The organism is Paenibacillus sp. ov031 (assembly GCF_900143165.1).
Classification (GTDB): domain Bacteria; phylum Bacillota; class Bacilli; order Paenibacillales; family Paenibacillaceae; genus Paenibacillus; species Paenibacillus marchantiae.
Genome location: NZ_FRDO01000001.1, coordinates 1,012,901 through 1,028,870, shown reverse-complemented (window position 1 = coordinate 1,028,870; position 15,970 = coordinate 1,012,901). Strand labels below are relative to the sequence as shown.

The 15,970-nt window shown below is 43.7% G+C and carries 13 protein-coding genes; all 13 read right to left on the bottom strand.

Annotation, left to right across the window (positions count from 1 at the left end):
* Positions 1–50: 50 nt before the first annotated feature.
* Positions 51–2,171, bottom strand: a complete 2,121-nt coding sequence (locus tag BUA17_RS04505) for a serine hydrolase domain-containing protein (protein ID WP_072732734.1) — start codon at positions 2,169–2,171, stop codon at positions 51–53.
* Positions 2,172–2,392: 221 nt separating this feature from the next.
* Positions 2,393–4,483, bottom strand: a complete 2,091-nt coding sequence (locus tag BUA17_RS04500; RefSeq protein WP_063565169.1) for a serine hydrolase domain-containing protein — start codon at positions 4,481–4,483, stop codon at positions 2,393–2,395.
* A 34-nt stretch (positions 4,484–4,517) separates the two neighbouring features.
* Positions 4,518–5,972, bottom strand: coding sequence for an alpha/beta hydrolase family protein (locus BUA17_RS04495; protein ID WP_072732733.1), 1,455 nt, complete (start codon positions 5,970–5,972; stop codon positions 4,518–4,520).
* 130 nt (positions 5,973–6,102) lie between these two features.
* A complete protein-coding gene (locus BUA17_RS04490; protein ID WP_063565171.1) occupies positions 6,103–7,083 on the bottom strand; it encodes an alpha/beta fold hydrolase in 981 nt (326 codons plus the stop codon).
* A 130-nt stretch (positions 7,084–7,213) separates the two neighbouring features.
* Positions 7,214–7,444 carry a hypothetical protein gene (locus BUA17_RS04485; RefSeq protein WP_063565172.1) on the bottom strand — a complete coding sequence of 77 codons (231 nt, stop codon included), beginning with the start codon at positions 7,442–7,444 and terminating at the stop codon, positions 7,214–7,216.
* Positions 7,445–7,670: 226 nt separating this feature from the next.
* Positions 7,671–9,038, bottom strand: a complete 1,368-nt coding sequence (locus tag BUA17_RS04480; protein WP_063565173.1) for a sensor histidine kinase — start codon at positions 9,036–9,038, stop codon at positions 7,671–7,673.
* On the bottom strand, positions 9,035–9,709 hold the full coding sequence (locus BUA17_RS04475; RefSeq protein WP_063565174.1) for a response regulator transcription factor: 675 nt from the start codon (positions 9,707–9,709) through the stop codon (positions 9,035–9,037). Before BUA17_RS04475 ends, BUA17_RS04480 begins: the two co-directional genes overlap by 4 nt.
* Positions 9,710–9,791: 82 nt before the next feature.
* Positions 9,792–10,406, bottom strand: coding sequence for a hypothetical protein (locus BUA17_RS04470; protein ID WP_072733475.1), 615 nt, complete (start codon positions 10,404–10,406; stop codon positions 9,792–9,794).
* Positions 10,407–10,678: 272 nt separating this feature from the next.
* Positions 10,679–11,752 carry a sensor histidine kinase gene (locus BUA17_RS04465; protein ID WP_072732732.1) on the bottom strand — a complete coding sequence of 358 codons (1,074 nt, stop codon included), beginning with the start codon at positions 11,750–11,752 and terminating at the stop codon, positions 10,679–10,681.
* Positions 11,749–12,423 carry a response regulator transcription factor gene (locus BUA17_RS04460; RefSeq protein ID WP_090806109.1) on the bottom strand — a complete coding sequence of 225 codons (675 nt, stop codon included), beginning with the start codon at positions 12,421–12,423 and terminating at the stop codon, positions 11,749–11,751. Before BUA17_RS04460 ends, BUA17_RS04465 begins: the two co-directional genes overlap by 4 nt.
* A gap of 132 nt (positions 12,424–12,555) precedes the next feature.
* Positions 12,556–13,371 carry an ABC transporter permease gene (locus BUA17_RS04455; RefSeq protein WP_063565177.1) on the bottom strand — a complete coding sequence of 272 codons (816 nt, stop codon included), beginning with the start codon at positions 13,369–13,371 and terminating at the stop codon, positions 12,556–12,558.
* A complete protein-coding gene (locus tag BUA17_RS04450; RefSeq protein WP_063565243.1) occupies positions 13,368–14,390 on the bottom strand; it encodes an ATP-binding cassette domain-containing protein in 1,023 nt (340 codons plus the stop codon). The genes BUA17_RS04455 and BUA17_RS04450 overlap by 4 nt, the downstream gene beginning before the upstream one ends.
* Positions 14,391–14,550: 160 nt before the next feature.
* On the bottom strand, positions 14,551–15,951 hold the full coding sequence (locus BUA17_RS04445) for a family 43 glycosylhydrolase (protein WP_072732731.1): 1,401 nt from the start codon (positions 15,949–15,951) through the stop codon (positions 14,551–14,553).
* Positions 15,952–15,970: the final 19 nt, after the last annotated feature.

The window sequence follows — 15,970 nt, the reverse complement described above, 5'->3', positions numbered from 1 at the left end:
TTTCTCCTGTTGAGTTTGTTTGTCGTACAACCGTTTGGAAATCCATTAATTTACTTTTTTATTGAAATTTCAAATTTGGATCCAGCCTCACCTGCAAATACAATACGGCCATTCTCTGGTAAGACAACTTTATTCTTACCGCTGACCACGGTGTGATTAATACAAATTCCAGTCTGGTCATATACAGCAAAGGCTCCATTTGAAGGCAACTTGACTGTCATGACTTTTCCTTTCGCAGTCGCTGGTACCGAAAACCATTTGGCATATCCATCTGCTTGAATGGTTGTTGCGGATTGTTTACCCGAATAGATTGGTTTCACCAGTTCCTCACTGGCGTATACATACCCTAAGGCTGTAAGATACTCTCCTTCGTTCTTTTTAGAGAAATGAATGTCCATCGTATCACGTCCGGCTGTACCAGGAATTTGCAATAGATTGGCTGCTTCGTTTGCTCCAATAATCTTATGATTAGACATATACCCTGGGTTCTCTTTACTCAAATGAATAGGCAGGATCGATGAAGCATTCAGATAGACCATTGATGTGTATTTCTCATTCACTAGATAATATTTTTTACCATCGCGCTTTGCCCATGCGGCGTTAATCTCTTTGGATAATTTATTGGCTTCAAGCTTCTCCGCATTATATTCTGAGAAAGCCAGCTGTCCGAGTCCTGGAACAGATATATAAGATCGTGACCACAAGTAGGTTTTCCCATTTTTATCCACAACAAATTTCAACTTGTCTGTACCTTCGTTGTTAACAAAAGTACCATCTGCTGTATAGGTGTATTCTTGAACCGGATTACTCGGAGCTGTAAGTGAAGATACAGTCATTTGTCCAGTCGTATTGATGTTGATCTTCGTAACTGAATTATTGCCACCATATATACCTGCAAACTTGGATATTCCCTTAGGCATATCGGCCTTCACGGGTACGCCAAATGATTTTTCCGGCTTCCGTTCTGTAATAACGCCCTTTTCCTCAAGTGCGCTGAGTAATAATTCATTCGCAATGAATTGATTGGTCAAGCTCGCCCCGCCTGAAGAGATAACGGCTGCAGCCATGTTGTGTTCTGGGAGTACCGTTAATGAAGACTGATAAGATAACGTATCCCCTCCTTTCATAACGGCCTTAATGCCGTATTCATTGAATGGGAACAAGTTCACACTATCCCACCCTAACCCGTAAGACATAAGCGTATCGCTATCCTCTGGCCACATGCCTCTTTTATACTCTTCTTGCGCCATAGCTTCTACAGACTTACTGGAAAGAATGCCTTCGACCTGTCTCGTGAAGATTTGTGAAAATTTGACCAGATCTTCAGCGGTGGAATACAGACCTCCAGTAGCAATGATATTATAATTCTCTTTTGGAAGTTGTCCCTCATAAAATGGGGAATAGATTGCCGCCATTTCTGCCGGGTTAACCACATCCTGTGGTGTTTTCGTATGTTTCATATCCAAAGGCTCCGTGAAAAACTTGTGTATGAATGCGGTATAATCGAAGCCGCTAACTCTTTCGACCAGAATCTCGGCTAACGTAAAACCATCGTTGCTGTAGACTGAGTATGCGCCGGGTTCTGCTTTCAGGTTTTGACCTGCCAATTGCTCCAGAAACGTATCATGTGAATACGTGTCATTATCTCCGTACAAGGTGGCATTGCTGAATGAGCTGCCCAGTAGACCGGAAGAATGATTCAGCAACATACGGGGTGTGATCTGTTTGTATCGGTTATCTTTCATTTTAAAATCGGGCATATAGTTCACAACCGGCACATCCAAATCGATCTTGCCTTCGTCAACCAGCTTCATTACAGCGGCTGCAAGCATCATTTTGCTGGTTGAACCAATACCATAGATCGTGTTCGAAGTAAGACGTACCTTGTCGTTTATATCGTTCTTGCCCGTTTGACCGGACACCACAATCTCTCCACCATCGATGAGCGCATATTGCAGACTCGTCGTACCATACGTCTCAGTCAGTAATTTGGCTTTTTCCATCACGGTTTTCTTCGTTGCCCCATACGTAAGGTTGCTGTTGTTCATGGCAGCCGGTGTGGCCATTGCAGATAATGGGGCTAACATGGTTAACGCTAGCGTTAAAGCTGCAATTGAAGTTCGTTTTTTGACTGTTCTCTTGAGCACTTTCATTTTCTCTTGTTGTATCATTTGCATCTTCTCCTGTCAGTATCTCTTTATTAGAGTATCCTAGCTTTGGTACTAAAATAAGCTTAACCAATAGAAATGTACTCTTCGTGACGTCTATATGAACCGAGTATGAATAGGCAAAATAATTTGAGTACATGATGATTCACGATCCTTGATCCTTCCTTTTTACGTCATAAAAATATCCCCTTTAAGTAGACACTTAAAGGGGATAAAGACTTTGTCTATTTCAATGAAATTTCAAATGTGGAACCGACCTCACCTGCAAATACAATACGGCCGTTTTTGGGTAAGACAACCTCATTCTTACCGCTGACCACGGTGTGATTAATACAAATACCCGTCTGGTCATATACGGCAAAGGCTCCATTTGCAGGCATCTTAACCGTCATAACTTTTCCTTTCACAGATGCGGGTACCGAAAACCATTTTGCATATCCATCTGCTTGAATGGTTGTAGCGGATTGTTTACCGGAATAGAGTGGTTGTACAATTTCCTCACTTGCGAATACGCTACCTACAGCTGTAATGTACTCCACTCCGTTCTTTTTGGAGAAATAAATTTCCTTTGTATCACGTCCAGCCATGCCAGGGATTTGCAGCTCAGTGACTGCTTCGTTTGCTCCAATAATCTTATTATTAGACATATACCCTGGTGTCTCTTTATTCGAATGAATAGGAATGATTGGTGATGAATGGAGATAAACCGTTGATGTATATTTCTGATTCACCACGTAATATCTTTTACCTTCACGCTTTTCCCACGAGGCGGTAACATCCTGGGATAATTCATTGGCTTCCAGCTTCTCCGCTGTGTATTCTGAGAAAGCCAACTGCCCAAGTCCTGGCAAGGATATATAAGATCGAGACCACAGATAAGTACTTCCATTCTTCTCCGTAACGAATTTCAACTTTTCTGTGCCTTTATCGTTAACAAAAGTACCATCAGCTGTATATGTGTATTTTTGAGCCGAATCACTCGGAGCTGCGAGTGTGGATACAGTCATTTGTCCAGCATGATTCATTTCGATCTTCTTAACCGAATTATTGGCGCCATACATACCTGCATACGCGGATATTTCTTTAGGTATATCTGCTTTTACTGGCACCCCAAATGACTTTTCTGGCTTCCGTTCTGTAATAATACCCTTTTCCTCAAGTGCGCTGAGTAATAATTCACTTGCAATAAACTGATCTTTGGCACTCGTCCCACCGGATGAGGTAACGGCTGCAGCTAGATTGTATTCCGGCAGTACGATTAATGATGAGTGATACGATATGGTATCTCCACCTTTCGTAACGGCCTTGATGCCGTATTCACTGAATGGGTATAAGTTCACACTATCCCAACCTAACCCGTACGAAATAGATGAATCGCTGTCCTCTGGCCACATGCCTCTTTTGTATTCTTCTTGCGCCATGGCTTCTACCGACTTACTGGAAAGAATACCTTCGACCTCTCCCGTGAAGATTTGTGAAAATTTCACAAGATCTTCAGCGGTAGAATAAATACCTCCAGTAGCGATGATATTATAATTCTCTTGTGGAAGCTGGCCTTCATATAAAGGAGAATAGATTCCCGCCATTTCTGCTGGCCCAACCACATCCTGTGGTGTTTTGGTATGATTCATGTCCAGAGGCTCTGTAATATACTTGTGTATAAAAGCAGTAAAGCCCATGCCACTAACTCTTTCGACTAGAATCTCCGCTAATGTAAAACCATCGTTACAATATACGGAGTATTCTCCTGGATCGGCTTTCAGGTTTTGATTCGCCAATTGATCTAGAAACGTATCATGTGAATTCGTATCATTATCTCCGTACAATGTAGCATTGCTGCCAGTGCTGCCCAGCAGACCGGAAGAATGATTTAATAGCATGCGTGGTGTGATTTGTTTGTAGCGATTATCTTTCATTTTAAAGTCAGGGATATAGTTCACAACAGGCACATCCAAATCCATCTTGCCATCGTCAACCAGTTTCATTACAGCAGTGGTAAGTACCATTTTACTGGTTGAACCAATGCCATAGATCGTGTTCGAAGTAAGAGGCACCTTGTTATTGATATCGTTTTTGCCCGTTTGACCGGACACCACAATCTCTCCACCATCGATTAATGCATATTGTACACTGGTCGTACCGTACGTCTCGGTAAGGATCTTGGCTTTCTCCGCTACTGTTTTCTTGGTTGGTTCATACGTCAGATCGCTGTTGTTACTCGTAGCTGGTGCGGCCAGTACTGACATTGGAGATAACATCATTAACGCCAGAGTTAAGGCGGTGATTGAAGTTCTTTTTCCCTTTTGTCGTCCCATTCACATCATCTCCTGATTTAAATGTTTTGGTTGATTAGAGTTCTTTTGGATCTATAAATTTCACCTCTGGATACAAGTCGCTCGGCCCCTGAATTAGAGTTCCGCCCGATCCTTTCAATTGCTTATTAAAGAAATCAAGTACATATTGATTTACGATGTTTGACCCTCTTTTACCATTGATGTCTCCTGTAATTCCGGACAGTTTAATCAGCTCCGAATAGAATTGAAGATCCGTGAAATTGAAGTGCTGGGTTCCTTCTATATAAATCACATCCCCCCCCTGATTGATAACCGTTTTCATAATGTGCAGCTCATCTGAAAGAAACTTAGTTACTTCGTCATCCGAATTTCTATCACTTTCAAAATTGGCTAACCAGTCTTCAAAATTTCCCGATCTGATAAACATAAACGGCTTGTTTATATCATCTCTATCTTCTACTTCATTCAGTGACCCATCCATATTAACCCCGGCCTTGATTCGTTGATCTAAATACGTTGCATTAAACGCCGTTGCTCCCCCAAAAGAATGTCCCATCGCGCCTATGTTATTTAAATCGATCTTCCCTTTAAATTGACTTTCAATTACACCTGAATTTAGCTTTTCGATTTGATCGATAACAAACTCAACGTCTTTTGTCCATATATCCCCAACTTCACTGCGGTCATCTATGGTTGTCATTTTTGTTGTATAGCCCGTTACACGGCCATCCGGAAAAAGGGTAGCAAAGGTGCTGTACGTATGATCGATTGTGACCACGATAAAACCATGACTGGCAAGATTCTCGGCCTGTGATGCTTGTAGAACTCTACTGGTTCCCATACCATGAGATAGCAGTACCACGGGATAAGGACTTGTGGAAGGTAATATTTCTACATTTTCATAAGAGTTGGTTTGACTATACTTCAAGTAGTCGAGCAAAAATTCGGGCAGTTTTAAAGAAGCAGAGAAGCTCTGAATATACGTTTTGAACATTTCTTTATCATTTGGAAACAGCGTGTCACGCTTGTTGTTATTCATGTTCTCAGTAGGATACCAGAATTGGACCATTAACTCCCTCTTGTCGCTTTGATCTTCAGTTAAGACTTCAGCTCTATTCTGGTCTGTAAAATGAAATGTTTGAGTACCCACTTTCTCTGGACCATCCGGCTTCGGCAAATTAAAAACAGGTAGGTATACAGACAAGGCAGTAGAAACAACCAGCAGAATGACGATTAGGGAAGATAAACTATATTTCAAGAACTTCCCTATTTTTAGATTCACCATCTTTTCGGAATGTCTGAATAAAACGATGAGTATGAATAGCGCCGTCATGATATATACCAAAAGCAGCTGCCATCTGTATCCCTCAACAAATAATTGAACTAATAATATAACGCTACTTCCTATACCCAAACCCAAGCCTATTTTCTTTACACTTCTTTTAATAAACAATAGATCTACCAGTAAAGCGAAACAGGATAAAACTAAAAGTATTTCAAATAATCTCATTTGAATTCCTCTCTTTCATCACGGACATCGGCCGAATTGGATATACTATGGAAAAACCGCCCCTCAGGACGGTTTTTTCATATTCATTTATACACATCTGTAAAATCTCGAGTAGACTTATACAGGATATTTACTTTGCTTCGTTCATGAATGCTCTAAAGTCCTCAGCTATTTCTTTAAATAACGTATGGTGTAAATAATGTTCGCCATCCATTGTGATTACTTTTCCGTGTACCGAATCTTTGATCTGACCTTCATGCAAAGGTATCCAACCTTTTACACCTTCATTATTCGCTTGAATAAAGAGAAGAAGTGGAAGGTCTTTGGGGAAGGTTAAACCTTGAGCATCTTTAAAATTGGAAGCAATATGGTCCATCTCATTTAACATCGTGGAACTATTCGAGTTTTTATTCGACAGCATTTTCATCTGCTCTACGGTGTGCTCATCAAATGCGAGTCCAGCATAAGGGTCACCACCAAATTTGACTACTAATCTTTGGAGACCTGATTTTTTAAGGAATCCGAACATTTTTGTAGGTAATTTGGCATCCATACCCGGTTGTGTTGAAACACTGCTGTCGATTCCGACAAATGCAGTCACCTCGTTTGGATATTTGTTCACATACTCAATGCCGTAAATGCCTGCAATGGAGTGGCCCATGAGGATATACTGGTTAATGTTAAGCTGTTGTAAAGCTTCATGAACTTCAGTTACGATATTTTCTGCGGTTCGTTCTTTTTCAGTTCCATCACTTAATCCATAACCGAAAGGTTCAACCGCCACAACTTTGTAATATGGAGATAGCTCATCGATGAGCAGCTTAAAATCAAGCGCTGGCGCAGCTGTTCCATAACCTGGCAGAAGCACGATCGTTTCCTTGCCTTCGCCTTGAATTAACACATTCATATTTTTCCCGTCTACAGATACGTGCTGGCCGTAAGTCTCTATCTTTTTCGCCTCTGAATTGGTACTGATCACATTCGTGATATAAACAATACCTAGAAACAGAACAATGACGATTACGATTGCTCCTAGTACTTTAAGTATATTGTTTCTTACCTTTTTGGCCCTCGAGCCATTCTTCGCTTTCTTTTCCTCTGGTTGTGTCACTCTCATCTTCTCCTGTCTTGAACTGTTTGTTCGGCTTTCTTCTGTGCTACTGATGTAATCTTAACCAATGAAAATGTACTCCCCGTGACGTCAATATGAACTGAATATGAACAACTAAATAAATTAATATTTACTGGGACGTCATAAATCCTCTGAATTTTTCAGCAATTTCTTTGGCATGGGAACGATACAAATAATGATTTGCCTCCAGCAGTACCACTTCACCATGTACAGAATCCTTTATTAACTTCTCGTGCTCAGGGATCCACCTGTCTGTTGCCGGATGATTCTTTTGAATAAAGAAAAGAAGAGGAGATTCACAGGGAACGCCCCACTGTTTCTTCTCTGTTTCATGTGTCACACTCATCTGCTCCTGTTCTCATCTGTTTAATGGCCGTAACAAGCCGTTAAATCAAGCCTAACCAACCAAGATGTCCTCATCATGACGACAATATGAACGAATTATGAACTAACAAAAAAAGCCACGTTTCACATGCAAAGAAGCTTGCATGTGAAACGTGGCCTGAACATACGATTTAGACAATCGGATGAATATTCTATACGTCCACCTTATCCTGTAAGCCTAACTACTCCGTTGGTGGAGTGATTGGCAACGTGACAATAAAGGTTGTTCCCTGACCAGGTTCACTTTCTACTCTAATATCCCCTTGATGAAGCGATACAATCTGTTTAACAATAGCAAGCCCCATACCACTGCCGTCATACTTGCGACTGTGAGAACGATCCGACTTGAAAAATCGTTCGAATATACGCTTCTGGTCTTCAAGAGGGATACCGATACCTGTGTCGGAGATTCGAATAGTCACGTTCTTGATATCCTGCTTGGTGCTGACGTGAATTACGCCGCCATCCTTGGAAAATTTGATACCGTTGCTGAGAATATTCGTCCATACCTGGTTCAACTGATCGTGATCAGCCAAGACTTTAACGCCTTGGAGATCAAGCTCAAAGTGAATGTTGCGAGCAGACCATTGTGGCTGGAGAGTTACAATAACCCGCCTGATCTGTTCATCCAGGCTGAGTGTGCTAAGTCGCGGTTGCTGTGACTGTGATTCAAGCATACTCAACTTGAGCAGATTATCACTCATTTTGGACATCCGCTTCGCCTCGGCGATAATAATCTCAAGATATCGGCTTCGTTCTTGCTCTGAGAGGTTTACTTGTTTCAGTGCTTGAGCATAACCGGATATCGAAGTCAGCGGAGATTGAACCTCGTGCGACACATTCGTTACAAATTCCCTGCGCATCTGTTCCAACTGCTGCAAATCATGCATCATTTCTTCGAAGCTGCGCGCCAGTGTGCCCAGTTCTCCGGTTTGCTTGATATTCAGCTTGACGTTAAAATCTCCAGCAGCGATCCGCTTCGTTGCTTTTGTCAGTTTTTTAATCGGTCTAACCAAGAATATGGAAGCAATCAGAATGATAATACTTCCTGCAACCAATGAACAGGTTGCAAAGATCGAAGCCCATTTGACGACAAACGAGGAAGAAGGTGGAGCGAGCGTCTCCAAAAACATTGCTTTCGTTCCCACTTCCGTTTTCACCGGCAACCCTAAAAGAACTGTAGCAATACCGTTCGGATTGTCCTGGACTACGCCTCCATCTAACACTTTCTTTAGTTGCTCTTTCGTCACCGCGGCCGATTTATGTCCGTTAAGCTTTCCATACGACTGGAACTGACCCGTTGCATCGTAAATTCGAATATGATATGAATTCAGTAGCTTCATTTCACTAACAAACGATTCTGCTTCACTTAATGGAAGGGTCTTGTAAATCTGCACGACATCTTGGCCGAAGTTACGTATGTTAATTTGAGCATTTTCATTCAATTGATCTTCGAATATCATCGTGGACATGAAAAAAGAAATGACCGTGCCGGCGATGACGGAAACCAGAAATGTCAGGACCACACGAATATATAACGATCTAATCATTCGTAAACCTCAAGCCGGTACCCCAGGCCTCGCACCGTTTCGATCCGAAAATCGGGTGTTGATGCGAACCGTTCACGCAGGCGTTTAATATGTACGTCTATCGTTCGATCATCACCGGCGTAATCAATACCCCAGATTTGATCGATCAATTGCTCACGTGTATAGACTTGTCCGGGTGTTCCAGCGAGTTTATAGAGCAATTCGAACTCCTTCAGCGGCAACGTAAGCGACTCTGTTCCGCTCGTCACCTTGTAGGTTTGTCGATCCAGGATGACGTTGCCGAAATGGATCGTCTGTGTGGAGCCGATTTTGTATCGTTTGAGTAATGCTCGGACGCGAGCCGTGAGCTCCAACGGATCAAACGGTTTCGTTAGATAATCATCGGTCCCCAGTTCGAATCCTTTCACCTTTTCCCAGGTCTCACCTCTCGCCGTCAGCATGAGCAGCGGAAGATCAGGATTGGCTCTTCGCAGCTCCTTACATAACGTCCAGCCATCCATGACAGGCATCATGATATCAAGCACAACAAGATCGACATGTGTTGAGCCGTAAACGGTCAGTGCCTCCTTGCCATCCGCAGCTTCAGCCGTTTCAAATCCGTCATTTCTCAAAAATAAACAGACGAGTTCACGAATATTCGGATCATCGTCAGCAACCAGTATTGTAGGCATTTGTTTCCTCTTTTCCTGTTTCCATGTCATGTAGTCGTAATCATTATACTATTATTGAATTTGTAAAAAGCAAGTAAGAAGTTTAATCTCGCCATTCCCTCAGAATGTTCTGCATCCCCGACTTGGTATGAAGAAACTGTTTCACACGAGAGCCATTGGCACCAGATGGATGAGGAAATCCCCATAAAATCTTCTCTTCATCTACCCGATGTTCATCAAGCAATTGATGTAGTACAGCCTCCACCGACTTTCCTAATGGAATAATAAGAGGATGCTTTAACTGTTCCAATTCAGGCAGAAATGACTCAAGTACAGCTTGATACAAAAATTCACTTTGAGGAATGGAAGGCTGATGTCCATTGTAATTTTGCTTATTCACCAAGACTGGATATCGAATCAGAGAAGTTGTATGTAACAATGTACAGTCTGCTTCAAATAACCTTTGTACATGGGGCACTCTTATATATTCATGCAAGCCTATTTCCTGGAGCATTAAAATCAAATTGGTACGCATAGAGCCGGCCATTCTTGCCGCTATTTTGGCTTCTTTACAGGCTTGCTCATATGATTTGTGTACTTTCAAAGCTTGGATAGCCGTTCTATAAGCAATCTCCATTTGCTGCCAACCTGGTGTGATGCCCACAAGCATGACTTTTGCGGCTGCATTGATATATTCATTATGTGGGGAATAGAACATCTCCACCTCTCCTGAAGAGCTTAATTTCAGCTCATTAATCAGCAGCTGTGCTTTGGAGTACTTGGGTTGTATCGGGAATGATTTCACCACGTCAATCAGACACTGTTGTTGAGTGGGAGATATCAGCAGATTGCTCACTCCTTACGGGCCTTTATGTATTGGCTACCCTGCAGATTATCGCTTATATACCTTATTTTGTACAATAACAGCCGAATTAATTGAAATAAAAAGGGTAATTGACGGACAACATCCATCGATTACCCTTTTTATTATTATAAATGGACAGGTAGCTGTACAATAAATGTCGCACCTGCTCCTGGTTCACTGAACACGGAGACAGTACCCTCATGCATCTCCACAATTTTATGCACGATGGAAAGGCCCAGTCCACTGCCACCCAAGGCACGTGTGCGGGATTGATCCGCTTTGTAAAAACGTTCGAATATGCGAAGCTGATCCTGCTTGGTGATGCCGGGTCCACTGTCAGAAATACGTACACTGATCTTGCCATCACTTTGTGTAAGGAAAACATCAATTTTTCCGCCTTCTGGCGTGAACTTGATTGCATTATGAATAAGGTTGATCCACAACTGAATCATCAAGTCCTCATCAGCAAAGATTTCAACTTCTTCCAGCTCTACGTTCATATCAATTTTTTTGTCATCCCATTGGGGTTCACAGGCTAGAACCAGAGTTACCAGCTGCCGATCCAAGCGGTAAGATGTTTTATGTGATGCATGCTCGGATGAATCCAGAACGGCGAGCTTCATTAAATTATCACTCAGTCTGGACAAACGAACACATTCCGTCTCAATGATCGTCAGATACTTTTCCCGTTTTTCCTGGTCCATATCTTTATTTTTCAGCGCCCTGGCGAAACCGCTGATTGACGTGAGCGGCGATCCAATCTCATGTGATACATTGGAGATGAATTCCTGACGCAAATCTTCCATCGCTTTGAGATTTGCCGCCATGTCATTGATGCTTTCAACCAACTGCACAAACGGATGGGGATTTCTCTGTCTCCCGTTTCTATTGGCAAATTCCGCATCCAGATTCACACGAAAATCCCCCCGGGAAATGCTTTTCAAAGCCTGAATCATCTCATTAAAAAATTCATATTGCCTGCCTTTAACCAGCGGACCGATCATTGTAATGCATAATCCAAAAAAAATGAACCCCAGCATGGCATTAATCAGAAAAGCAAGCAATTCATGCGGTTCCCATGGGACAAAGGAATACACATATCTCGTAAGGTAGAAAGCTGCTGTCCAGCAGGCAAACAGGGCCAGAGATACCAGAATGACGTTTCTGGAAACATGAAGAAATCCACCCTCCTGCTTCATTGCCTTACCTCTAGGCGATAGCCCAAACCCCGCATAGTACGAATGACGAAAGCATGCTCTTCCTCCGGAAACCGTTCACGAAGTCGCTTGATATGCACATCAATCGTTCTCTCGTCCCCTTCGTAATCATACCCCCAGATCTTTTCGATTAACTGATCACGGGTAAAGGTTTTGCCAGGGTAACTCGCAAGGGTGAATAGCAGTTCAAATTCCTTGCGTGGCAACACAATATCCTGATCACCTTTCTTGCACTCAAACGTATCACCCCGCAGGACCAGTTCACCAAGCAGGATCACTTGTGAAGTCATAATCCGATATCGTTTCAATAAAGCCTTCACCCGAGCAACCAGCACCAGCGGATCAAAAGGCTTCACCAGATAATCATCCGTCCCCAGGGTAAATCCTTTGATGATCTGCGAGGTTTCCCCTTTGGCCGTTAACATCAGGAGCGGCAGATCCGTCTGCTGCCGCAACTGGCGGCATAGTTCCCATCCGTCCATGCCTGGCATCATAATATCGAGAACGACCAGATCTACCTTATGGTCAGCGAGTAATCGCAGTGCATCCAAACCGTCAACAGCCTCGATTACGTGCAAACCCTCCTGCTGTAAAAAATGTCCTACCAGCTCTCGGATATGCGGGTCGTCATCAACGACCAATACGCTTGTCAAAGTGACCACCTCCATTTTTTCAACCTTGCCTTATACTCCACATTCTGTCAAGAAAAAGACCTTATACCATGAAGGCATAACATCTCTTTCCTGACACGCTACACTTGTTTAACAATATTTGATGATTTCCAATTACGTTCTGCGCATATATGCTCGCACTGTCAATGGTGCAAAAATGGCTACAATAACCGCTGCTCCGGCAAGGCTGGTCACCAGATCTGTGCCCATTGTCCCTTGATTCGCCAATTCGCGTACAGCTGAAACCAAATGGGATATCGGATTGACATTAACTACCCACTGAAGCCAATTCGGCATCGTATCTACCGGAACGAAAGCGTTTGAAGCAAAGGTGAGCGGAAACAATACGAGCATGGAAATCCCTTGTACACTGGACGCTGTACGTGCAATAACACCAAGAAAAGCAAAAATCCAACTGATGGCCCAAGCGCAAATAATAACTAGCAATCCTGCCAAGGCAACATGACCCAATCCACCTGCAGGGCTATATCCCAATAAATATCCAATCGTAAAGGTAAGGAACGTTGCAATGGTATAGCGTATCGTGTCTGCCAGCAATGCTCCGGCCAGTGGCGCAATACGTGCTATAGGCAATGATTTGAATCGGTCGAATACCCCTTTATCCATATCCTCACGCAATTGCACACCAGTAACGACGGAGCTTGTAATTACCGTCTGCACAAGTATACCCGGAATAATGACCAACAAATAAGCTTGAATATTTCCCGAGATCGCACCACCAAAAATGTAGGTAAACATCAATGTGAAAATGATCGGTTGTAGGGTAACATCGAATAATTGCTCTGGTGTTCGTCTAACCTTCAATATCCCGCGATAAGCCATCGTTAAGGAATTCCGGACGGTTTGCCCAAAGCTTGTGTATTTTCTCAGCTTACGGCTTGGATTTTGTTTCGCTATTGTACTGTTCATACTTGCAACTCCTCCACTGCTTTTGATTCTTGAGACGTATGAGACGCATTGCCACTCGCATCTTGGCCCGTAATGGTGAGAAATACTTCATCAAGTGTAGGTTTCTGGACACTCATCTCTGCCAGATCAATGCCTGCGGAACGAAAGGCAATCAGTAGATCTGCTGCAATATTAGCATTTGCCATCGGTGCAGTAATCTTCCCCGCTTCCGCTGATACGCTGGATTCTGTTCGAAGGATCTGCTCTACAATCTGACGGGCGTGTTCAATCCGTGTCGGTTCCTGGATGCGCAGTTGAAGTGATGCAGTGCCAACGGAGGCTTTCAAATCATCCACCGTACCTTCGGCCACAACATGGCCCTGATCAATTACGGCAACACGGTCGGCCAGTTGATCCGCTTCATCAAGATATTGTGTTGTAAGAAGCACGGTTGAACCAGTCTTGACCAACTGGCGAATCGTATTCCACATCTGTGCACGTGTCCGTGGGTCAAGTCCAGTTGTCGGTTCGTCCAAAAAGATCAGCGGCGGCTGAGCAATAAGGCTTGCTGCGAGATCGAGACGGCGGCGCATGCCTCCGGAGAACCCTTTGATTGGACGTTTCGCCGCCTCCGTCAAGCCGAACTCTTCGAGCAAATCGGCTGTTTTGCGTTTCGCTTCTGCGCGGCCAAGACCCAGCAGCCGTGAAAATATCATCAAATTTTCGTTGGCACTCAGTGACTCGTCAACGGATGCGTATTGTCCTGTAAGTCCAATTAGCTGGCGTACGATATGTGACTCCTTCACCACATCATGTCCAAATATTTTGGCTGATCCTCCATCGGGCCGAAGCAGCGTGCCCAGCATCCGAATGGTTGTTGTTTTCCCTGCTCCATTCGGGCCCAGTACGCCATAGATCGTACCTGCCTTCACGTTCAGATTCACACCATCCACTGCACGTTTATCTCCAAAAATTTTCACAAGCCCCTCAGCCTCAATGGCCCAATCTCCAAGTTCATTACCTGTTGCTCTTTGCTGTATGTTTGTCAATTGTGGTTCCTCCCATATCGTTTATAGGGGAAGAATATCGTACTTTTATGAACTGAATATGAATGGAATCGGAAAGTTTTCAATTTCAAATCACAAAACCCCGCCAAGGTCCAAATGGACACCGGCAGGGTTTGGATGCGATTATAATACTCTAATTTGCAGGTTTGATATCAAAGAAGTCCAGTTCTCCATATCCTTCACCTTTGGAGAAACGAATTTTGTTCAGACCAGCCTTTAGCTGAACTCTCGCTGTGGACAGTCCCCAGTTCTCCCATCCCTTGTTCGTAATGTAGAAAGGACTGGCTGTGCCTCCATTCACACTCAGCAGCAGGTTGGACCAGTTGCCACCTGCTGTGCCATTCGCTGTCCTCGCCAGGAGAATATATGTGCCCGCAGTTGCTGCATTGACGTTAAATTCTACATAGCTGTCCGCCGTATCGATATGACCAGCTTTCATGCCGCCTGAACCAGAAGGACTCTGGGATGCATAAGCGATCCCACCAAAGGTTCCCTCTTCTCCTTCATATCGAACGATTGACTTTTCTCCCGAAGGTAGAGCAATAGGTACGTTGGGATTCACCGGTGTACCCAAATTCGGGGTATTGTCGGCATTCCAGGTGAACTTCTGTAAGCGGATCTCACGATTCCATCCGGAATTATTGAATTTCGCTGTGTGGTACATGATCCAGTCCTCAGTCCCGTCAGGCGATTTCGTAAAAGAATGATGACCCGGACCATACAAGCCGTTCCCCGATTGGAAGATAGGCTGACTGCGCTTGCTCCAGGATGCCGGATTCAGCAAGTTGCTTGAGGCGTTAGCGGTAATAAGCCCCAGACAATAGTCGTTGGTCCAACTACCACTTGCCGAGTAGACTAGACTGATAACTCCGTTTCGAACGATCACCTGCGGTCCCTCATTTACATTCGGGGAATGATTGGTTTCCCAGGCGTAGGTTGGTCGTGCAATTTCCACGCGATTTGAATCGATCGTCCAGGGATTACTCATATGGGCAATGTACAGATTCTGCTTTACATTCGTATCTGCTTCCCAGCCCGACCAGATGAAGTAGAGCTGTCCGTTTACCTGTAATACCGTCCCGTCGATAGCCCACTTGTTGGTGGGATCCGTAATCTGCCCTTTGTATTGCCAGGTTCCCTGTGTCGGGTCAGCTGACGTATTTTCCATGACATACATGCGGTGATTGACGTTGTCTCCATCATCCTTCGCATAATAGATGTACCATGCACCGTTGATGTAATGAAGCTCTGGAGCCCAGATGCCGCAGCAGCCGGTATTCACCACAGTGGTTGGAGCCGCATCAATGGTTGTTAATTGAGCTGACTTCCAGATGGTAACGTTACCACCTGTTGTTTTGGTGAAATAATAGAATCCGTCAGTGTGTTTGTAGACCCATGGATCAGCTCCATCCTGCATTACGACATTATAGAAATTATTCTGAACGGTCGCTGCATGCGTCGTCTGTCCCATCGGGAAAATAAGAAATGCACATAAGGCCAGCAACAATTTGTTCCTGTAATTCATTATTTTCATCTACAGTCACGCTCCCTAT